At 67.7% G+C, this 16,153-nt stretch carries 34 protein-coding genes; all 34 read left to right on the top strand.

Going from position 1 to position 16,153, the window contains the following annotated elements; genetic code table 11:
- Positions 1–135: 135 nt before the first annotated feature.
- The 34 genes from ACFY9N_RS11570 (at position 136) to ACFY9N_RS11735 (ending at position 16,150) form a co-directional block, all read left to right on the top strand.
- Positions 136–285, top strand: a complete 150-nt coding sequence (locus ACFY9N_RS11570; RefSeq protein ID WP_391478729.1) for a hypothetical protein — start codon at positions 136–138, stop codon at positions 283–285.
- Positions 275–817, top strand: a complete 543-nt coding sequence (locus tag ACFY9N_RS11575) for a hypothetical protein (RefSeq protein WP_391478731.1) — start codon at positions 275–277, stop codon at positions 815–817. The genes ACFY9N_RS11570 and ACFY9N_RS11575 overlap by 11 nt, the downstream gene beginning before the upstream one ends.
- A gap of 35 nt (positions 818–852) precedes the next feature.
- Positions 853–1,056, top strand: coding sequence for a hypothetical protein (locus ACFY9N_RS11580; protein ID WP_391478732.1), 204 nt, complete (start codon positions 853–855; stop codon positions 1,054–1,056).
- Positions 1,056–1,415, top strand: coding sequence for a hypothetical protein (locus ACFY9N_RS11585; RefSeq protein WP_391478733.1), 360 nt, complete (start codon positions 1,056–1,058; stop codon positions 1,413–1,415). The genes ACFY9N_RS11580 and ACFY9N_RS11585 overlap by 1 nt, the downstream gene beginning before the upstream one ends.
- A complete protein-coding gene (locus ACFY9N_RS11590) occupies positions 1,412–1,669 on the top strand; it encodes a hypothetical protein (protein WP_391478734.1) in 258 nt (85 codons plus the stop codon). The genes ACFY9N_RS11585 and ACFY9N_RS11590 overlap by 4 nt, the downstream gene beginning before the upstream one ends.
- On the top strand, positions 1,666–1,845 hold the full coding sequence (locus tag ACFY9N_RS11595; protein WP_391478736.1) for a hypothetical protein: 180 nt from the start codon (positions 1,666–1,668) through the stop codon (positions 1,843–1,845). Before ACFY9N_RS11590 ends, ACFY9N_RS11595 begins: the two co-directional genes overlap by 4 nt.
- Positions 1,842–2,024: a hypothetical protein gene (locus ACFY9N_RS11600; protein WP_391478737.1), complete on the top strand. Its 183-nt coding sequence runs from the start codon at positions 1,842–1,844 to the stop codon at positions 2,022–2,024. The genes ACFY9N_RS11595 and ACFY9N_RS11600 overlap by 4 nt, the downstream gene beginning before the upstream one ends.
- The gene (locus tag ACFY9N_RS11605) at positions 2,021–2,185 is read left to right on the top strand and encodes a hypothetical protein (RefSeq protein WP_391478739.1); all 165 of its coding nucleotides are present in this window, start codon (positions 2,021–2,023) and stop codon (positions 2,183–2,185) included. Before ACFY9N_RS11600 ends, ACFY9N_RS11605 begins: the two co-directional genes overlap by 4 nt.
- On the top strand, positions 2,182–3,081 hold the full coding sequence (locus ACFY9N_RS11610; RefSeq protein ID WP_391478740.1) for a PD-(D/E)XK nuclease-like domain-containing protein: 900 nt from the start codon (positions 2,182–2,184) through the stop codon (positions 3,079–3,081). Before ACFY9N_RS11605 ends, ACFY9N_RS11610 begins: the two co-directional genes overlap by 4 nt.
- Positions 3,078–3,713, top strand: a complete 636-nt coding sequence (locus tag ACFY9N_RS11615; protein ID WP_391478742.1) for a helix-turn-helix domain-containing protein — start codon at positions 3,078–3,080, stop codon at positions 3,711–3,713. The genes ACFY9N_RS11610 and ACFY9N_RS11615 overlap by 4 nt, the downstream gene beginning before the upstream one ends.
- A complete protein-coding gene (locus ACFY9N_RS11620) occupies positions 3,710–3,871 on the top strand; it encodes a hypothetical protein (RefSeq protein WP_391478743.1) in 162 nt (53 codons plus the stop codon). The genes ACFY9N_RS11615 and ACFY9N_RS11620 overlap by 4 nt, the downstream gene beginning before the upstream one ends.
- The gene (locus ACFY9N_RS11625) at positions 3,868–4,248 is read left to right on the top strand and encodes a hypothetical protein (protein ID WP_391478744.1); all 381 of its coding nucleotides are present in this window, start codon (positions 3,868–3,870) and stop codon (positions 4,246–4,248) included. The genes ACFY9N_RS11620 and ACFY9N_RS11625 overlap by 4 nt, the downstream gene beginning before the upstream one ends.
- Positions 4,249–4,279: 31 nt before the next feature.
- A complete protein-coding gene (locus tag ACFY9N_RS11630; protein WP_391478745.1) occupies positions 4,280–4,936 on the top strand; it encodes a hypothetical protein in 657 nt (218 codons plus the stop codon).
- Complete coding sequence (locus ACFY9N_RS11635; RefSeq protein ID WP_391478747.1) at positions 4,936–5,400, top strand: AAA family ATPase; 465 nt, start codon at positions 4,936–4,938, stop codon at positions 5,398–5,400. The genes ACFY9N_RS11630 and ACFY9N_RS11635 overlap by 1 nt, the downstream gene beginning before the upstream one ends.
- Positions 5,397–5,966, top strand: coding sequence for a hypothetical protein (locus ACFY9N_RS11640; protein WP_391478749.1), 570 nt, complete (start codon positions 5,397–5,399; stop codon positions 5,964–5,966). Before ACFY9N_RS11635 ends, ACFY9N_RS11640 begins: the two co-directional genes overlap by 4 nt.
- A complete protein-coding gene (locus tag ACFY9N_RS11645; protein WP_391478750.1) occupies positions 5,963–6,217 on the top strand; it encodes a hypothetical protein in 255 nt (84 codons plus the stop codon). Before ACFY9N_RS11640 ends, ACFY9N_RS11645 begins: the two co-directional genes overlap by 4 nt.
- Positions 6,214–6,420, top strand: a complete 207-nt coding sequence (locus ACFY9N_RS11650) for a hypothetical protein (protein ID WP_391478751.1) — start codon at positions 6,214–6,216, stop codon at positions 6,418–6,420. The genes ACFY9N_RS11645 and ACFY9N_RS11650 overlap by 4 nt, the downstream gene beginning before the upstream one ends.
- Before the next feature lie 14 nt (positions 6,421–6,434).
- Positions 6,435–6,935, top strand: a complete 501-nt coding sequence (locus ACFY9N_RS11655; RefSeq protein ID WP_391478752.1) for a hypothetical protein — start codon at positions 6,435–6,437, stop codon at positions 6,933–6,935.
- Complete coding sequence (locus ACFY9N_RS11660; protein ID WP_391478754.1) at positions 6,935–7,312, top strand: hypothetical protein; 378 nt, start codon at positions 6,935–6,937, stop codon at positions 7,310–7,312. The genes ACFY9N_RS11655 and ACFY9N_RS11660 overlap by 1 nt, the downstream gene beginning before the upstream one ends.
- Positions 7,299–8,027 (top strand): hypothetical protein, encoded by a 729-nt coding sequence (locus tag ACFY9N_RS11665; protein ID WP_391478755.1) that lies wholly within the window; start codon positions 7,299–7,301, stop codon positions 8,025–8,027. Before ACFY9N_RS11660 ends, ACFY9N_RS11665 begins: the two co-directional genes overlap by 14 nt.
- Before the next feature lie 65 nt (positions 8,028–8,092).
- Complete coding sequence (locus tag ACFY9N_RS11670; RefSeq protein ID WP_391478756.1) at positions 8,093–8,686, top strand: hypothetical protein; 594 nt, start codon at positions 8,093–8,095, stop codon at positions 8,684–8,686.
- Complete coding sequence (locus tag ACFY9N_RS11675) at positions 8,686–8,898, top strand: hypothetical protein (protein WP_391478758.1); 213 nt, start codon at positions 8,686–8,688, stop codon at positions 8,896–8,898. The genes ACFY9N_RS11670 and ACFY9N_RS11675 overlap by 1 nt, the downstream gene beginning before the upstream one ends.
- Positions 8,895–9,362 carry a hypothetical protein gene (locus tag ACFY9N_RS11680; RefSeq protein WP_391478759.1) on the top strand — a complete coding sequence of 156 codons (468 nt, stop codon included), beginning with the start codon at positions 8,895–8,897 and terminating at the stop codon, positions 9,360–9,362. The genes ACFY9N_RS11675 and ACFY9N_RS11680 overlap by 4 nt, the downstream gene beginning before the upstream one ends.
- Before the next feature lie 7 nt (positions 9,363–9,369).
- On the top strand, positions 9,370–11,247 hold the full coding sequence (locus ACFY9N_RS11685; RefSeq protein WP_391478761.1) for a DNA cytosine methyltransferase: 1,878 nt from the start codon (positions 9,370–9,372) through the stop codon (positions 11,245–11,247).
- Entirely contained in the window at positions 11,244–12,065 is an 822-nt protein-coding gene (locus tag ACFY9N_RS11690) for a DNA adenine methylase (RefSeq protein ID WP_391478762.1), read from the top strand. Before ACFY9N_RS11685 ends, ACFY9N_RS11690 begins: the two co-directional genes overlap by 4 nt.
- Positions 12,062–12,523, top strand: a complete 462-nt coding sequence (locus tag ACFY9N_RS11695; protein WP_391478764.1) for an XF1762 family protein — start codon at positions 12,062–12,064, stop codon at positions 12,521–12,523. Before ACFY9N_RS11690 ends, ACFY9N_RS11695 begins: the two co-directional genes overlap by 4 nt.
- Complete coding sequence (locus ACFY9N_RS11700; protein ID WP_391478766.1) at positions 12,520–13,053, top strand: hypothetical protein; 534 nt, start codon at positions 12,520–12,522, stop codon at positions 13,051–13,053. The genes ACFY9N_RS11695 and ACFY9N_RS11700 overlap by 4 nt, the downstream gene beginning before the upstream one ends.
- The gene (locus ACFY9N_RS11705) at positions 13,050–13,310 is read left to right on the top strand and encodes a hypothetical protein (protein WP_391478767.1); all 261 of its coding nucleotides are present in this window, start codon (positions 13,050–13,052) and stop codon (positions 13,308–13,310) included. The genes ACFY9N_RS11700 and ACFY9N_RS11705 overlap by 4 nt, the downstream gene beginning before the upstream one ends.
- On the top strand, positions 13,310–13,441 hold the full coding sequence (locus tag ACFY9N_RS11710; protein WP_391478768.1) for a hypothetical protein: 132 nt from the start codon (positions 13,310–13,312) through the stop codon (positions 13,439–13,441). The genes ACFY9N_RS11705 and ACFY9N_RS11710 overlap by 1 nt, the downstream gene beginning before the upstream one ends.
- The gene (locus ACFY9N_RS11715; protein WP_391478769.1) at positions 13,438–13,632 is read left to right on the top strand and encodes a hypothetical protein; all 195 of its coding nucleotides are present in this window, start codon (positions 13,438–13,440) and stop codon (positions 13,630–13,632) included. The genes ACFY9N_RS11710 and ACFY9N_RS11715 overlap by 4 nt, the downstream gene beginning before the upstream one ends.
- A complete protein-coding gene (locus ACFY9N_RS11720; protein ID WP_391478770.1) occupies positions 13,625–14,227 on the top strand; it encodes a hypothetical protein in 603 nt (200 codons plus the stop codon). Before ACFY9N_RS11715 ends, ACFY9N_RS11720 begins: the two co-directional genes overlap by 8 nt.
- On the top strand, positions 14,220–14,747 hold the full coding sequence (locus tag ACFY9N_RS11725) for a DNA polymerase beta superfamily protein (RefSeq protein ID WP_391478771.1): 528 nt from the start codon (positions 14,220–14,222) through the stop codon (positions 14,745–14,747). Before ACFY9N_RS11720 ends, ACFY9N_RS11725 begins: the two co-directional genes overlap by 8 nt.
- Entirely contained in the window at positions 14,740–15,489 is a 750-nt protein-coding gene (locus ACFY9N_RS11730) for a hypothetical protein (protein WP_391478773.1), read from the top strand. Before ACFY9N_RS11725 ends, ACFY9N_RS11730 begins: the two co-directional genes overlap by 8 nt.
- Positions 15,482–16,150: a hypothetical protein gene (locus ACFY9N_RS11735; RefSeq protein WP_391478775.1), complete on the top strand. Its 669-nt coding sequence runs from the start codon at positions 15,482–15,484 to the stop codon at positions 16,148–16,150. The genes ACFY9N_RS11730 and ACFY9N_RS11735 overlap by 8 nt, the downstream gene beginning before the upstream one ends.
- Positions 16,151–16,153: the final 3 nt, after the last annotated feature.

A 16,153-nucleotide genomic window follows, 5' to 3' on the forward strand; every position in this document is an offset into this window, starting at 1 on the left:
CGCCCATGGGCACGAAACCCAGGAACGGCATCGCCGCGACTGGTCGGACTGATCCTCCGTCGAACGGATCGCCAACCGAGGAATCAGGCCCGGGCGAGGTGAAACCGCCCGGGCCTTTCTATGAGAGGAGTGCCGATGCGCACATGGAAGGTCGGTAAGACGCGTCAGCGGAAGCCGAAAGTCACCCTGTACCTCGACGGTCGCATCGTGTTCTGCCAGCCCGTAGCCACGGTGCCCGCAGGGAACGCGCTCGGCCGCGCATGGGCGGCGTCCGATGGGCAGTGAGTTCTTCCGTCAGCCGACGAAGCGTCTTGATCGCGAGTTCCGTGCGCTCGGCGGTCGTCGCCTCGATCGAAGCCCCGGCGGCACGCGCTACATCTTCCCCGACGGGGGCGTCCAGTATGTGCCGGCCGACGTCATGCCCGGCCGCGCCCGCGCGATTCTCGTCTCCGTCCAGGAGCGATACGCGACGCGTGACATCCGGCCGAAGGACGACCCGCTGCGCTCGGCGATGAAGCGCGATGGCGCGCCCGACATCAACGCCGACACGATCGCCATGTCCCGGCACGCCAACGACCGGTTCGAACTCATGGCGACGCAGGCGCGCCTCGATCGCCGAGAGATCGGCGACGCGCTGAGGTTTCCCGAGCAGGTGCTCTGGTCGCCGACGCACGAGTCGTGGATGTGGGTGCGCGGGCGCGTCATCGTCGCGGTCGCCGAGACGGACCAGGGGATCAACGTGATCCGCACGATCATGTGGGCCACGAGCGATCTCTGGGAGCAGAACCCGCGCCCAGAGCGAAGCGGGGGGGTGTGAGCGCCCCGCGGCCCGGCGTCGAGAATCCCTGCCCGATGTGTCAGGGGTGGGGCTTCTACTCCGTCTCGAAAGACCCCGACGAGGAGCGCGACTGCCTCGACTGCGGCGGCACCGGCGTTCGGGCGGCCCCGACCGCATTCCAAGACCTCGGCGGCGGCACCTACCGCGTCACCGGTGCGCGCCGGAGCGCACTCAGCGGCCGCTACCTCACCTCGAAGACCGAAGAACAGGAGCAGTGATGAAGACCAACGCACTCGTCCACTCGGACGACCCCGATGTCTCCCGCACCGCGGCGATCAGCCTCACCGGCACGAACACCGAGAAGGTGATGCACGCGATCGTCGACCTCCTCGAGGAGCTCGGCCCGCAGACGCCCGCCGAACTCGAGCACGTCTACCAGTCCCGTCGAGCGAAGAACGACTGGCCGATCGTCGCGTTCTACAGCGTGCACAAGCGGGCCTCGCAGATGAAGAAGCACATCGGGGTCCTCCGCGGCACCGGCATCCGGTGGGGCGGAGCGGAGCGAATCGAACTCGCCGCCGAGCCACTCAGCGCCCACGCGCGCATCACCGCGCACATGCAGGGTGACGACACATGACCGCGCCACGTCGCCCCTCCCGCTTCCGGGAGCGCACCGTGCGCACGGGCTGGGTAGGCGCGCGCTCGGTCGCTCAACCCGCCGAGAACGATCGCGTCCAGTCGATGCAGTCGCTCGGCCTCGCCATCGAGTTCTCGCCGGCCGAGCGCATCGCCCGGATCGTCCACGACGGCCCGAACAGCATCTACTACCTCGCCAACGGCACCACCATCACCGCGCCCTCCGGCGCCCGAATCACCTGGGAAGAATCGTGACCCCGTTCGACATCATGCTCTGGGCGCTCGCCGTCGTCATCGCCATCGCCTCGCTCGCCGTCATCGCGTTCCTCGCCGCGCTCATCATCATGATCGTCCGCAGCGTGAAGCGCGGTCGAACCGCACGCGGCGAGTACAACATCATCGTCCACCGTCCTGAGGGGGAGAAGCGATGACCGACACAGCGATCGAAGTATCGCCGCCCGTGAACGCACCGCGCACCGACAGCACCCCGCTCCCGATGGGGCGCACACGCGTCTCGCGGGCCGCCATGGGCGCGACGCTCGCGATCGCCGCCGCCTCGCTGGCGATCGTCGGCATGGGCTCGGCCTACCTGATCGCGGGTGCCCCGTGAGCGCGTCGACCGCATCGAAGGAGACCACCGCAGTGATCGAGTACCAGGACGAGCCGGGAGGGCCGTGGATCGTAAGCCGATTCCCCTGGGAGCCCGAGGACGTCGACTGGCTCAACGGAGTCGTCGAGTGGCCGAAGTACCGACAGAACGAGGAAGCATGACCGACATCGAATACGACGGCCTCGTCCACGGCCTCGACGAAGCGACCTACCACCGTCTCCCCGGCCTCAGCTCGACCGGCGCGAAGCGCATCCTCCGGTCGCCCGCGCACTTCCACCACTACGCGACGCACCCTGAGGAGCCGCGCGCAGAGTTCGACCTCGGCTCCGCGGTGCACTCGAAGGTGCTCGGCGTCGGCGCGTACACCGCGATCTACCCGGACGGCACCGGCGACGAGACGTTCGAGTTCGAGGAGAAAGAGCTCGACAACGTGCTCGGCTCGAACGGCGCGGCGAGCACGAAGGCCGCGAAGGCGTTCGAGGCGGACGCCCGCGAACGTGGACTCATCCCCGTGAAGCGCGCGACGACGCTCACCGTCGACCGGATGGTCGAGTCGGTGCTCGCGAACCCGACCGCGAAGAAGCTCCTCGAGACGGGCGCGCCCGAGGTGTCGATGTTCGCGACCGACCCCGCTACCGGGACGCTGAACCGCGGCCGGCTCGACTGGCTCGGCCGGATGATCCTCGATCTCAAGACGACCGGCGACGACGCTTCGGAGGAGGCGTTCGGCAAGGCGATCTTCCGCCTGGGGTACGACGTCCAGCTCGCCCACTACGAGCACCTCTACCACCTCATCACCGGCGAGACCCTGCCGTACCTCTGGGTCGTGGTCGAGTCGTCCGCGCCCTTCCTCACCAACGTGTTCCGCCTCGGCGACGACGAGTTGCTGATGGCGCGACGTCGTGCTCGCGAGGCGCGCGAGCGCTACGCACGCGGTCTCGAGACGGGGAAGTGGCCGGGTTACCGAAACCGCGGCGACAGCCCGATCGGCATCCTCCGCGCGCCCGTGTGGCACGTGAACCAGTACATCGACGATTTCGAAGGATCAGCAGCATGAGCATCACCGAAGACGACATCCACTTCCCGATCGACGACCGACAGTCCCGGATCAACCGCCCTCCGCGCGCCGAGACGCCCGACGACGTCATTCGGGCCGCTGACCGCATCGAGGCCTTCTGGGAGAAGCATCCGGACGGCTCGATCCTCCCCGAGGTCGAAATCGAGACTCTCGCCGACGCCGACGGCATCCCTTATCGGAGCTACACCGCCCGCGCGTACGTCCGAAAGGACGCCAGCTCGGAGCGTGCCGATGTCGTCGCCCACGCCACGCGGAGCGAGCGCGACGAGGACGAGTACGTGCGACGGTACGCGCAGGAGACGGCCGAGACCTCGGCGATCTCCCGCGCGATCCGGAACCTCGGCATCCTCGCGACGGCACCGAAGCCGAATGAGCCGGACGAGCAGACGGCAACGCTCGAACCGCAGACGGACGCCGCCATCGGGCGCGACGTCATGGGAGCGCGCGAGGCCGCCGGGCTCTCGCAGGCTGACCTCGCCGCGGCGATGGCCGAGCGCGGCTTCCGCTGGTCCCAGGCGACGGTCTACAACGTCGAGAAGGGGAAGCGGCCGCTGCGCTTCAACGAGTCCCAGCACCTCCGGGAGCTGATCCGACTCGGGCTGTCGACGTGAGGCCGTTCGTGCGCCGCTCGCGCGCCGACGGGTACTGGTATGTGGACGTCTCGCGAGACGACGCCACCCTGTACCCGGGCACGGCGTGGGGCGGCTACGACACCCTCCCGGAGGCATTCGCCGCGGCGCTCGCCGCGAAGATCATGGAGCCCGCGTGACGAGCGCGTTCACGCCGCGCATCCGATGGATCATCATCCGCCGCGACTCCGACGAGCACGGGACGCCCACCTGCCAGTGGTGCGGGCGTCCCGTGCGCATCGAGCCGGGGGAGTACAGCCTGCAGCACGTCCGGGCCCGCGGCATGGGCGGCTCGCGTCTCGCCGATACCGGGAAGGCGCAGAACGGCGTTCTCGTGCACGGCACCGGCACGACCGGCTGCCACGGCTACATCGAGTCCCATCCGAAGGAAGCCGAGCAGCGCGGCTTCCGGATTCGACAGACACAGAACCCCGCGACGACACCCATGACGCTGTGGGACGGACGCCGCGTCATCCGCACACCCGAGGGCACGCTCGAGCCTGCCCCGAACGACTGACCGGGGGTGCCCCGGAGAACGGGGCGCCCCCATGGTCGATATCAAGCGCACTCTCGAAGCGAAAGAGATCCGGGAGAGCATATTCAGCGATCCCGACCTCCCCGAATCGCTGCGGCTTTTTGCTCTCGCCGCACTCCATCTGTGGGAGACGCAGCCCGAACGGAAGGCAGTCAAGGAGTTCCGGCGCGAGAACTGGACGTACAGGACGCTGCGGCTGATGGGTCGCACGGGCACCATCGAAGAACTCACGCCTGGCCTCCGGCATCTGCTCTACGACGACGTGCCGAAGTATCGACCTGACATGAATGCGCGGCCGCGGTGTCTCGGCACCATGCTCCGACCCGCAGGCGCGCCATGCACTCGTGAGGTGCGGATGCGCACGATGCTCGTGAACCCGATGACGGGCGAGCGCACGCAGGTCGGGGCGTGCAAGGACGAACGCCACCAGGCGCAGACGAACGCCACTCTGCGCGCCGCTCGCCAGGCGTGGGAGGACAACGGTTCCCCGGAACCGAAAGCGAACAGCGGGGGACGCCTGTTGCGCTACTTCCCGAGAGGGCTCGAAGAGCTCTACGCATGGGTCGATTCGTACTACACACGCGGCACGAAGACGCCCGAGCCGAAACCACCACAGAACATCGCAGGCATCGTCAGCCTCGCAGACCACCGCAACCAGAAGGACACGTAATGCCCACCCTCATCCTCGTCCGCGGCATCCAGGCGTCGGGCAAGTCGAAGTTCGCGAAGGCATGGGCCGCGGCTGACCCGGAGAACCGCGTGCGCGTCAACCGCGACGACATCCGGCACATGATCTCCGGCGGGCCGAAGACGCTGCTCTCTCGAGACCTCGAGCGACTCGTCAGCCGCATCGAGCGCAGTACCGCCCTCGCCGCGCTTCGCTCTGGTCGAGACGTCATCATCGACGGCATGAACCTCCGCCCCGAGTACGTCAGGCCCTGGCTCAGCCTCGGCTATCCGTTCTCGTTCGTCGACTTCCCGGTGTCGCTCGACCTCGCGCTGGCCCGTAACGAAGCGCGTGGCGGGCACGTCTCCGAGGACGCGATTCGCGCTACTTTCGCGCGCTACACACCCGATGGGCGGATGCCCGAACCGCCTCTTGTCCATCCGCTCCCTCGAAAGGATCGTCGATGAGAATCCTCACCGTTCGCCAGCCGTGGGCATGGGCGATCATCCACGGCGGCAAGGACGTCGAGAACCGGCCGCGGAACATTGCCGGTGGCTATCGCGGCCCCGTCGCCATCCACGCGGGACTCGCTTACGACACGGACTCGCATGTCCGATCGCGTGCGCTCAGAGCTGCACAGGACGAGGCCGCCATAGCGGCCGGCGCCGAAGTGTTCCCCGGCGGATACCTCTGGGACATCGACGCACCAGACCCGCGATCCGCATGGAACGTGCACGGGGCGATCATCGGGGTTGTCGACTTGGTCGACGTGCACCTCAGCAAGCCGAGCACCTCGAACACCCATGCCGGTCAGCCCGTGTGCTTCGACCCGTACACCCGCGTCGGCCATGTCTGCTCACCCGGCTGGGCGCAGGAGTTCCCGAGCCCGGGCGGCTATCACCTCGTGCTCGCGAAGCCTCGCGCGCTCGCCGAGCCGATTCCATACACGGGAGCGCTCGGCCTCCGCGACCTCGCGACCCGCGACCCCGAGACGGTGCTCGCCATCACCCGACAGATCGGAGCCACGACATGACCATGGACGTCGAGAAGGAGATCGCGGCCGCGAACCGACGCGTTCAGCGACAGATCGACCGGGACGCCCGCGCCGCGCTGATCCGCATCGGGGTCGACCCCGACGCCGAAGCGCTCGCGTCCTACATCGAGTCGATGACGGCGCTGGCTGTCGCGTTCGGCGAGGCACTCGCCAGTCTCGGCGAGATGGCCGCGACGACGATCCGCACGGTCGCCGAGGCGCTGGACGGACTGAAAGAGGAGGCGACGTGAGCTTCAAGGCCCAGTACAACGGCACGTGCGCCGCAGCGTGCGGCCACCGAATCCACGAGGGCGACGAGATCGAGAAGGACGACGACGGCCAGTACCGCCACGTCGACTGCGTCTCGGAGCCCGACCCGACGACCCTCGCACCGAAAGAGATCGTCTGCCCCGACTGCTGGCTCGTGAAGCCCTGCCGGTGCGACGACGACTGAGAGGAGAACACCCGATGGATATCCGACGGAAGTCGGGAGCGGCGTTCTCGCTCCCGATCCCCCTCGACGCGATGCAGACCATCCACGAATGCATCGAGCGCGTCTACGGAACGGGAGACGTTCGAATCGCTCCCCAGGGAGATCAGATGCAGATCGTCGAGCCCGAAGACGGTTGGGGGCCGCGAAAGCGCGGCCGCGGCGTTCTGCCGTCCACGTCCAACGACCAACTGCGACTCAAGTACCTCTCGCTCGCAGACGGAAAGGTCGCGCTCACTGTGGAGGACACCCAGTACACCGTCCTCCTCGTCTCGGAGATCGCGCGCCAATGGTTCGAGGCCGTAGGCGGCGTGAACTACGTCGAGACGAAGCTCGCGGTCGACGGCGGCGCCGAGCCAGAGTTCGTGTTCACCATGCAGCGAGTCGACGGCCTCACGCCGGCCGACAAAGCCGCGGCGGCGGAGTCGCGAGTCGCAGAACTCGAGTCCGAGCTGGCGCAGTACCGAAAGGAGCCGTGATGGCTCAGAAACCACGCACGCCCGTGCACTTCCCCCGGATGAAGGTGCGCGGATGGCGGAACAAGGCGAAGTCCGCGGGACGCCTGAGGCACCGCACGGTCTTCCCGCATGTGGCCGTGACGATCGCCGACGACGGGCACTCTGCTCGAGCGGACGTCATCACCGAGTGGCGACCGGGATGTCAGCGCCTCGAGATCGACAGCGTCACCGACGGATGGGGGCGCCCCGTTCCCGACGAGCGGCCACACATGGTGCTGCGCCCCGCAGAGCCGCCCACACCTGAGCCGACGTTCTCGTTGCAGTTCAAGGTCGAGAACACGATGAGCGACGAGCTCTGGGACATGCTCTTCGGGAGGGATCGCTATGGCGAAGGATGAGCGCCTCTACATGACCTTCCCGAACGACTTTCACCGGCACCCGAAGCTGCGCAACCAGCCGGCGGAGGTCAAGTGGGCATTCGTGGAGATGAACGGCGAGGCGCGCATCGCAGACAACGACGGCAGATTCAGCGCAGAGGACGCCGAGTTCCTCTGGCCCGCGGAGATTCTCGACGCTCTCATCGGCTCGCATCCGACGCGGCCGCTCGTGCTGCGCGACGGCACCGACTACGTGATTCGGGAGTACTCGAAGCATCAGCAGACCAAGGCGGATCGAGAGGCGCTGTCCAGCAAGCGGGCCGAGGCGGGGCGTAAGGGCGGGCTTGCCAAGGCCCAAGCAAGTGCTAGCAACGGTAAGGCCGACTCTGGCAACGAGAAGCACAGTCAGAGTCAGAGTCAGAGTCACCAGACTTCTACTCACCTTTCAGAGAGTCCGTCACGAGATACACGCGCGAGCGGCGCGACGGACGATCAATCTGAGCCCTACCGAAGCACGCTGGCAAGCCAGCACGGGATCGACGTACTGCGCGTCAGAGCGCACATAATCGACAGGCTCGGAATCACACTCGAGCCACCGGACGCCGTCAACGTATCCATCTGGATTCTGAACAAGATCAAGACGCCACCTCGAGCACCCACGAAGTACGTGCTCGCCGCCATCACCCGGTCACCGGCCGAGGTGGAGCAGTACATCCACGAATCCGGGCTCGGCTGAGCCCACACCATCAACTGGCCACCTCCCATTCGGGACGGTGGCCTTTCTCGTCTCAGGAGGAAGTCATGCCCACTGGTTACACCGCCGATCTTCACGACGGCAAGCCGATCACGTTCCAGCAGTTCGTGCTCAAGTGCTCTCGAGCGATGGGCGCCGCGATCACGCAGCGCGACGAGTCGCCCGACGTCGAGATCCGTGAGCGCACCCTCGACGTCTACTACCTCGACCACGTCTCGAAGTCGGCCGCCCAGTTGCAGGAGGCGATCGACCGCTCGGCTTCTGAGTGGGAGGAGCTGCAGGATCAGACGATCGTTGAGGCCGCCGCTCACCGCGATAAGTACGTCGCCGATCGGGCCGCGATGGAAGCGCGGTACAGGGGAATGCTTACGGAGGTGCAGGCATGGGTGCCGCCGACGCCCGAGCACTTCGGCCTCAAGACATTCATGATCGAGCAGATCGAGTCGTCGATCCGATTCGACTGCGGTCACTACACCCCGCAAGTGCCCGAGCGGGTGTCGGCTGACCTCTACGCCCAGCAGGAGATCGCCCGGCTGACGAAAGAGCACGGACGCGACGTCCAGCGCCTAGCCGAAGAGCGGGAGCGCGTCGCGGCCCAGAACGCATGGGTGCGCGCCCTTCGCGACTCGCTGGCGGAGTGATGACGTCGCCGACGTACGACTGGGGGCTGTCCGACGAGTGGTTCGCCGACTTCGTGCGCGAACTCGAGGAGTCCCCTCGGCGTCGGCGGCGTCTTCGCAGGGAGCGCATCTTCGCGCTGCCCGTGAAGGACGCGCTGGCCGTCGCCTTCCAAGAGAAGACCGAACAACTGCGGCGCTACCTCGCCGCCGAACGAGAGAAGTGGCTCGCATGAGTGCTGACATCCTGTCCGATCCCGATTTCCCGCACGGCTCCACCGCGGGGTACTCCCGAGGTTGCAAGGGCGCGAACTGCCCTGCACGGATCGCGTGCCGTGACGTGCACTTCCGCTACGCAGGCGACTACGGCTTCCGCCGTGCTGTCGACGGCGGTATGACGCCCGTTCAGGTCGTCGAGCGCGAGCAGGCCGCGGCACCGAGCACGACGCGGCCGGCCCCGGCCCCGCGTGGCACCAGGAAGCGGCGCACGCTCGGCCCGGACGGTCTCCCCGTCCCGGCCAGCCCGTACCAGGCGAAGGTGAAGGAACTCGTCACCGTCCGCCGATACACGGATGCGCAGGTGGCCGAAGCACTCGGCAAGACCCGAGACCAGGCATCCGCCGCCCGAAAATCGCTCGGCCTCCCGGTCAACCCGGTTCGACCCTCAACCCTCGCCTCGGCGGGGGTTTCTTCGTCCTAGGAGCACGATGACACCGTCAGCCACCACCCTCGACGCCGAGCACGACCTCGCCCTCACCGGCGCGTTCGTCGCCGGACACCACACCTCGAAGACGAAGGGATATGTCCAGCCCTCCGTGCCGTGGAACGGCCTCACCGTCACAGACCTGTTCTGCGGCGCCGGTGGGTCGTCGTCCGGACTCGTCGAGGCCGGGTACAAGGTCATCATCGCGGCGAACCACTGGGATCTCGCGATCGCATCGCACCAGGTGAACCACCCGGACACCGATCACTCGCAGGCGGACATCAGCCAGGTTGACCCGCGGTACTTTCCGCGCACCGACGTGCTCTGGGCGTCTCCGGAGTGCACAAATCACTCGATCGCGAAGGGCGTGAAGCGCCAGCGCGCGATGAACGAGGCGCTGTTCGAGCTCGACGGCACCCGGCCGCTGGTCGACGAGGCCGCGAACCGCTCGCGCGCGACGATGTGGGACGTGCCCCGGTTCGCCGAGCACCACCGGTACAAGGCGATCATCATCGAGAACGTCGTCGATGCCGCGAAGTGGGTCATGTTCCCGGCGTGGCTGCAGGCGATGGAGCTGCTCGGCTACCGGCATCAGATCGTGTGGCTGAACAGCATGCACGCGCAGGCGGGCGGGCTCCCCGCCCCGCAGTCCCGCGACCGCATGTACATCGTCTTCTGGCGCTCCGACATCGCGTCGAAGGATCGGCCCGCGCCGGCGATCGGCCGATGGACGCGCCCCGAGGCTGTCTGCCTCGAGCACGGTCTCGTGCGCGCCACCCAGGCGTTCAAGAAGAAGGAGCCGTGGGGCCGCTACCGGGCCCAGTACCTCTACCGGTGCCCGGAGTGCTTCGCCGTCGTCGAACCGGGATGGCTCCCTGCAGCGTCGATCATCGACTGGTCGATCCCGGCGCCGCGCATCGGCGACCGTGAGAAGCCGCTCGCCGAGAAGACGCGCGAGCGCATCCGACGCGGCATCGAGCGCTACTGGGAGCCGATCATCGCGAAGGCCGCGGGGAACACCTACGACTCCGCGTCCGGGAAGCCGGGGAACTACCTCCGGGTGAGCGAACTCGACGAACCGATCCCGAGCCAGACGGGCACCGCCGAGCACGGCCTCGCGCTCCCGCCGTTCCTCGCGCAGTTCCGTGAGCGCGAGCGCACGCAGACCCTCGACGGGGCGCTGCCAACGGTCGTCGCCGACGGCGCGAACCATGCGCTCGTCGTCCGAGGCGAGGGGAACACTGTGCCGGCGAAGCCGATCGGTGATCCGCTCGGCGCGCTGACGGCATCCGGGTCGATGTTCCTCGCGCAGCTCGTGCCCGTGGAGGGGCGCGACGGGAAGAGCGCGGCATCCGCGGCCGACCCGCTGCGCACGCAGTCCACTCGCAACGAGACGGGCCTCCTGGTGCCCTACTACTCCAAGGGCACCGCGCGGGCTACCAGCGACCCGCTCGCGACCTTGACGACCGTCGACAGCGCAGGGCTCGTCGTGCCGCTTCGGAACCACGGCGTCGCGAAGCCGGTATCGGCCCCGATCGACACCGTCAGCGCCGAGGGGAATCACCACGCGCTGCTCATGCGGAACAACCTCGGAGGTGCGGAGATGTCGACGCCCGTGCACGAACCGATGCGCACGCTCACGACGGGCGGGCACCAGTCGGTCATCGAACCCTCGGAGCCGATCAGTCTCGACGTGGACGACGCCGGATTCCGAATGCTCGAGCCGCACGAGATCCAGGCGGGGATGGGATTCGCTCGCGACTACCACTTGCTCGGATCGAAGCGCGCGAAGGTGAAGCAGGCGGGAAACGCGGTGACGCCGCCAGTCGCACGCGACCTCGGATTCGCCATCGCGGAGTTCCTGATGGGCGCTGCAGCATGAGCGTGCTCAAGTCCCCGATCCAATACTTCGGGGCGAAGCAGCAGATCGCGGAGCAGCTCGTCGCGTTGATGCCGTCGCACATGGGATACGTCGAACCGTACGCCGGGTCGCTGTCGGTGTTGCTCGCCAAGCCTGCGTCGAAGATCGAGGTCGTCAACGATCTCGACCACCGACTCGTGACGTTCTGGCGGGTGCTGAGAGATCGGCCGGAAGAGCTGCTCCGCGTCGCGGAGTTCACCCCGCACTCACGGGAAGAGCTCGAACGAGCTGCAGCCCTCGACGGCGACACCGATCTCGAACTCGCCCGTCAGGTGTGGGTGCTTCTCACTCAGGGGCGTTCACGCACGATGAAGCGAACTGGGTGGCGTTTCTACGCCGACCCGCGCGGTACGTCGGCGTCGTTCTCGACGTACATGAAGGCATACCGGAATCGACTGGCTCCCGCGGCCGAGCGCCTGCAGAACGTGTCTCTCGAGAGCCGACCGGCGCTCGAGTTGATCGAGAAGTACGGCGCACACCCCGACAACCTCCTGTATGTCGACCCGCCGTACGTACACTCCACGCGCCGCGGCGCCCGATACACGCACGAAATGACCGAAGCCGACCATCGGGACATGGCCGCTGCGCTGCAGGCGTGCCGAGCGACCGTGATGCTCTCCGGATACGCCTCTGAGCTGTACGACGAACTGTTCGCGGACTGGCACCAGGTCCAGATCGCTGCACGGTCGGACAATGCCGTTGATCGAGACGTCGTCGAGGTCGTGTGGTCGAACCGTCCTCTCGGCGACTTCCTCTGGCACGGGGAGGTCGACGGGTGACCGGGGATCTGCGCATCGTGCCGGTCGACCTGAAACACGCTCAGGAGTTCGTGACCGCACACCACCGTCATCACTCTGCGCCAAAGGGGCACAAGATCAGCCTCGGCGTAGCTCGCGGCGACGTTCTTGTCGGCGTCGCGATCCTCGGCCGTCCGACGTCGCGTGTGATTCAAGCGAACTGGGGCTACACGCTCGAGGTGAAGCGGACGGCGACGGACGGCACCCGGAACGCGAACAGCATGCTCTACGGCGCATGCAAGCGCGTGGCGTTCGGTCTCGGCTACGAGCGTCTCATCACCTACACGCAGGAGGGCGAGACCGGGGCCAGCTTGCGAGCGGCGGGCTTTCGCGTGCTCGCTCAGCGCCCGCCGCGAGGTGGGTGGAACATGCCGTCGCGACCGCGCGCCGAAGCGGGCCCGACCAACATCACCCGAACCATCTGGGAGGCAACACCATGACCACCATCATCGGCATCGACTGGTCACTCACCGCGTGCGGCGTCGCCGCATACGTCGAGGGCGAGTGGGATCGCATGACGATCAAGACGAAGCCCGACGACGGCACGCCCGAGGGCTTCCTCGATCGCGTCGACCACATCGTCGGGAAGATCACGAGCTGGGCGAATCCCGCCGACGGCGACGTCTGGGCCATCGAAGGCCCGTCGCTCGGAGCGAAGGGCGCGGCCGTCGACCGGATGTTCGGCGGCTGGTGGCTCACCATGAAGGCGCTCCGCGACCACCACGAAGCGCCGTGGGTGCTCGCCCCGTCGAGCGTCAAGAAGGTCGCCACCGGCTCCGGGAGCGCGGGCAAGGACGAGGTGCTGCTCGCCGCGGAGAGACGCATCCCCGAGGCCGCCGTCCAGAACAACAACGAGGCCGACGCCGTGTGGATCGCCGTCGGAGCATCCGTCCTCGCAGGCACCCCGATCATCGAGCTCCCGAAGAACCACCTCGCCGGACTCACCCGCACTCTGAAAGGAAAGTCATGACCGTCAACGGTTTCCCCCGTTCGCAGGTGGTCTACCTGCACCTGAACCCTGGCCGCTACGCCCGCGACCTCATCGTCTCGAAGGTAGCGAAGAGCCAGGACGCCCAAGTCGAACCCGGCACGGTGATCGTGAAGGCGAAGATCACCGTCCCTGCCGGCTTCTTCGATGAGGCGATGCCGTACGTCGAGATCGAGTTCAAGCCTGGCGAGGAGCTGCAGCCTGCCGACGTCACCATCACGACCGAGAGCCTCGACTGATGGGCCGCGAAGTGCGGCGCGTGCCGCTCGACCCGATGCATCCGCTCGCTCCCGCGCTCTCGGAAAGCGAGCACGCCGAGGTCGCCCGGTTCGGCATCCACGACGATGACGAGAGCGAGGGCGTCTGGTGACCGTCACGAAGCACGAGATCCTCACCGTCACCTCGGCCGCCGATCGCGACTCGTTGATCGTCGCGCTCGGTGAGGTGCCGGCAGACGCCGAGTTCATGGACGCCGAGAAGGAGACCGTCGCCAACGGCTTCGGTCACGCCTACCGGAAGACCGTGCTGATGACGTTCCGCAGGGACTCCGTCGATGAGTGACCTCGAGAGCCTGCTCATCTCCGACGACGCGCCAGCGAAGATGACCGAGCGCGACATGCTCGACCGGCTGAACGCCCGCTACGGAAGCTTCAACGGCAACGGCTTCCGATACGCGCGCGCCGAGCACGTCCGCGTCACCGCCGGCTTCGATGCGCGCCGCACCTGCGACTACATGGCGCTCGACCTTTGGCCCGGCGGTATGGGGCGGAACCGCACGGGCCCGATGCTCCACGGCCACGAGGTGAAGGTCTCCCGATCCGACTGGCTCACCGAACTCCGGGAGCCGGAGAAGGCCGAGGCGTTCCGCCGCTACTGCGACTACTGGTGGCTCGTCGTCTCCGACGTCAGCATCGTGCGCGTCGGCGAGCTCCCCGACGGGTGGGGACTCATCGCGGCGTCCGGCGGCTCGGCGCGCATCGTCGCCCGTGCACCGCGGAACGAGGCCGTCGAGCCGATGCCCCGCGACTTGCAGGCGACGTTCGCGCGTGCCGTCACGAAGACCACGCTCCGACTTGAGCGGCTCGGCAACGACCGCGCGCTCGAGTACATCGCGGAGCGCATGAACCTGCCGCCGAAGGGAGGCACCGATGGCTGACGACGTGGTGTTCACCACCGTTCACGGCTCGCGCCTGTACGGATTCGCGCACGAGGCGTCGGACTTCGACACCTTCACGGTCGACCTCTCGCGGTCGATCAAGACGCGCCAGACGATCGACGACGACGGCAACGACCGCGTGCGCGTGGGGCTCTGGCACTTCCTCGACCTAGCGACGTCGGGCTCTCATCAGTCCGTCGAGGCGCTGTTCTCGCCGGTCAAGGAGTGGGGGCCGGCGGCCGATCAGTACCGGCCGATGCTCGAGCACATGCACATCGGGGGCGGAGACGTCACATCGAAGTACGAGCGCACGATCCGCCGGTTCGCTCACGGTGACTTCAAGCGTCGCCGCCACGCGGTACGGCTGGCGCTGAACCTCGAAGACCTCCGGTTCTCAGGCCGCGTGACCAGCGTGCGGCTCTCGCCTTGGCGTGCTGCCCACTGCGCTGACCTCGCCACCAAGTTCGAAGGCGACGCGCTCGCGCGCCGACTCAACGTCATGAAGGAGCACGATGGCTGACGATCACGTCTGCATCACCAACCACGAGTCCATGGGGGCGATCCACCGAGCGGATCGCCCCTTCCCATGCCGGCGGCGCGACCAGCACTACGCGTCGTGCGAGAACGACGCGTGCCGGGGGTGCGTGCCGCGCTCTGCGACGCACGGATACCTCTGCCCCGTCTGCTACCGGCGCGTGGTCGACGCGCTCGGCCGGCTCGGCTGGCTGATCGCACACCTCCGGTCGATCGAGAAGCCCGCGCAGGCGATCGGAGAGCGCGTCGACACGTCGATGGAGAAGTCTATCCTCATGCCCGACCCGTGGATCGCCGCGGACGAACTCATGGTCGCGCTCGGCTCCCGGCAGATTCCGTCGACCGCGTCAATCGACGAGGCCATCCGCCTCGCGCACGCAGCGGTCGCGATCGACATCGACGACTGGGCGAGCACGATCGAGGGAGCGACGCAGGCCGTCGTGCTCCTCAAGCGGATGGACGTCGCGCTGCGGCGCTGGCCGGACAGCGAAGCCCAGTTCCGCGCGATCCCGTACTTGCAGTGCCCGAACTGCGGGCACCCGCACCTGTGGCGCGCCGCACCCGAGCGTGTCGGCGACGAGCTGCGCGTCGTGTGCGGCACGCCCGAGTGCGGATACCGGATGTCGTGGGACTCGTGGGTGAAGCAGTACGCGCCCGCGTTCGCCGCGATCGAGAACGACATGAAGCGCCGCGCGAAAGCGGCAGAGAAGGAGAAGCGCGATGCCTGACCAGATCGACCTCGACGCCCTCGAGGCGCTCGCGAACGCCGCGACCACCGGCCCCTGGCACTGGGCTGGCAACACGGACACCGGCGAGCCGTACCTCGCCACCTGGATCGACGGCGCGGGCCGATGCCAGGTGCTCGCCATCGGACATGACGACCGGTCGGAAACCGGCCGCGCCGCCGATGACATGAGGGCGAGCCTCGCCGACTGCGGCTACGACGTCGCGGACATCGAACACATCGTGCACGACTGGGCCGTCGACAGCTTCGGGATGCCGCGGCGCGACGCGCGCCTCGAGTTCGGCACTGACCTGATGATGGTCAACGCCCGCGACCTCGCGATCTACGAGGTCGCGCCGAACGCTCTCAGCCGCGAAGACCCAGACGTGTACCGCGCAGACGTGTCCGGTATCCGGCACCCCGACGCGACGTACATCGCCGCGGCGCACCCCGCCGTGGTGCTCGCGCTGATCGCCGAGCTCCGGGCGACACGCACGGCGGCCGCGGCGGCGTTCGACCGTGCAGCGGACATCCTGCACGCGAAAGATCACCGCACCGACCTGTCGGGCGACCCTCACTCCGAGGGCTGGGGGCAGGCGCTCAACGAGGCGGAGAGCGACCTCCGGGCGGCCGCGGGGAGCCTCCGCAACCCCGAGGGGGAGTGACCG

Origin of the sequence: Microbacterium sp. NPDC008134 (assembly GCF_042957055.1) — a bacterium.
Lineage (GTDB): Bacteria > Actinomycetota > Actinomycetes > Actinomycetales > Microbacteriaceae > Microbacterium.

Excerpts from the sequence above, each read along its gene's own strand:
- ACFY9N_RS11725 (WP_391478771.1), top strand. The coding sequence starts at position 14,220 with ATGGCTGACGACGTGGTGTTCACCACCGTTCACGGCTCGCGCCTGTAC.
- ACFY9N_RS11570 (WP_391478729.1), top strand. The coding sequence starts at position 136 with ATGCGCACATGGAAGGTCGGTAAGACGCGTCAGCGGAAGCCGAAAGTC.
- ACFY9N_RS11700 (WP_391478766.1), top strand. The coding sequence starts at position 12,520 with ATGACCACCATCATCGGCATCGACTGGTCACTCACCGCGTGCGGCGTC.
- ACFY9N_RS11600 (WP_391478737.1), top strand. The coding sequence starts at position 1,842 with ATGACCGACACAGCGATCGAAGTATCGCCGCCCGTGAACGCACCGCGC.
- ACFY9N_RS11655 (WP_391478752.1), top strand. The coding sequence starts at position 6,435 with ATGGATATCCGACGGAAGTCGGGAGCGGCGTTCTCGCTCCCGATCCCC.
- ACFY9N_RS11660 (WP_391478754.1), top strand. The coding sequence starts at position 6,935 with ATGGCTCAGAAACCACGCACGCCCGTGCACTTCCCCCGGATGAAGGTG.
- ACFY9N_RS11630 (WP_391478745.1), top strand. The coding sequence starts at position 4,280 with ATGGTCGATATCAAGCGCACTCTCGAAGCGAAAGAGATCCGGGAGAGC.
- ACFY9N_RS11685 (WP_391478761.1), top strand. The coding sequence starts at position 9,370 with ATGACACCGTCAGCCACCACCCTCGACGCCGAGCACGACCTCGCCCTC.
- ACFY9N_RS11680 (WP_391478759.1), top strand. The coding sequence starts at position 8,895 with ATGAGTGCTGACATCCTGTCCGATCCCGATTTCCCGCACGGCTCCACC.
- ACFY9N_RS11575 (WP_391478731.1), top strand. The coding sequence starts at position 275 with ATGGGCAGTGAGTTCTTCCGTCAGCCGACGAAGCGTCTTGATCGCGAG.
- ACFY9N_RS11710 (WP_391478768.1), top strand. The coding sequence starts at position 13,310 with ATGGGCCGCGAAGTGCGGCGCGTGCCGCTCGACCCGATGCATCCGCTC.
- ACFY9N_RS11735 (WP_391478775.1), top strand. The coding sequence starts at position 15,482 with ATGCCTGACCAGATCGACCTCGACGCCCTCGAGGCGCTCGCGAACGCC.
- ACFY9N_RS11585 (WP_391478733.1), top strand. The coding sequence starts at position 1,056 with ATGAAGACCAACGCACTCGTCCACTCGGACGACCCCGATGTCTCCCGC.
- ACFY9N_RS11665 (WP_391478755.1), top strand. The coding sequence starts at position 7,299 with ATGGCGAAGGATGAGCGCCTCTACATGACCTTCCCGAACGACTTTCAC.
- ACFY9N_RS11590 (WP_391478734.1), top strand. The coding sequence starts at position 1,412 with ATGACCGCGCCACGTCGCCCCTCCCGCTTCCGGGAGCGCACCGTGCGC.
- ACFY9N_RS11705 (WP_391478767.1), top strand. The coding sequence starts at position 13,050 with ATGACCGTCAACGGTTTCCCCCGTTCGCAGGTGGTCTACCTGCACCTG.
- ACFY9N_RS11730 (WP_391478773.1), top strand. The coding sequence starts at position 14,740 with ATGGCTGACGATCACGTCTGCATCACCAACCACGAGTCCATGGGGGCG.
- ACFY9N_RS11670 (WP_391478756.1), top strand. The coding sequence starts at position 8,093 with ATGCCCACTGGTTACACCGCCGATCTTCACGACGGCAAGCCGATCACG.
- ACFY9N_RS11615 (WP_391478742.1), top strand. The coding sequence starts at position 3,078 with ATGAGCATCACCGAAGACGACATCCACTTCCCGATCGACGACCGACAG.
- ACFY9N_RS11610 (WP_391478740.1), top strand. The coding sequence starts at position 2,182 with ATGACCGACATCGAATACGACGGCCTCGTCCACGGCCTCGACGAAGCG.
- ACFY9N_RS11675 (WP_391478758.1), top strand. The coding sequence starts at position 8,686 with ATGACGTCGCCGACGTACGACTGGGGGCTGTCCGACGAGTGGTTCGCC.
- ACFY9N_RS11640 (WP_391478749.1), top strand. The coding sequence starts at position 5,397 with ATGAGAATCCTCACCGTTCGCCAGCCGTGGGCATGGGCGATCATCCAC.
- ACFY9N_RS11690 (WP_391478762.1), top strand. The coding sequence starts at position 11,244 with ATGAGCGTGCTCAAGTCCCCGATCCAATACTTCGGGGCGAAGCAGCAG.
- ACFY9N_RS11720 (WP_391478770.1), top strand. The coding sequence starts at position 13,625 with ATGAGTGACCTCGAGAGCCTGCTCATCTCCGACGACGCGCCAGCGAAG.
- ACFY9N_RS11635 (WP_391478747.1), top strand. The coding sequence starts at position 4,936 with ATGCCCACCCTCATCCTCGTCCGCGGCATCCAGGCGTCGGGCAAGTCG.
- ACFY9N_RS11580 (WP_391478732.1), top strand. The coding sequence starts at position 853 with ATGTGTCAGGGGTGGGGCTTCTACTCCGTCTCGAAAGACCCCGACGAG.
- ACFY9N_RS11645 (WP_391478750.1), top strand. The coding sequence starts at position 5,963 with ATGACCATGGACGTCGAGAAGGAGATCGCGGCCGCGAACCGACGCGTT.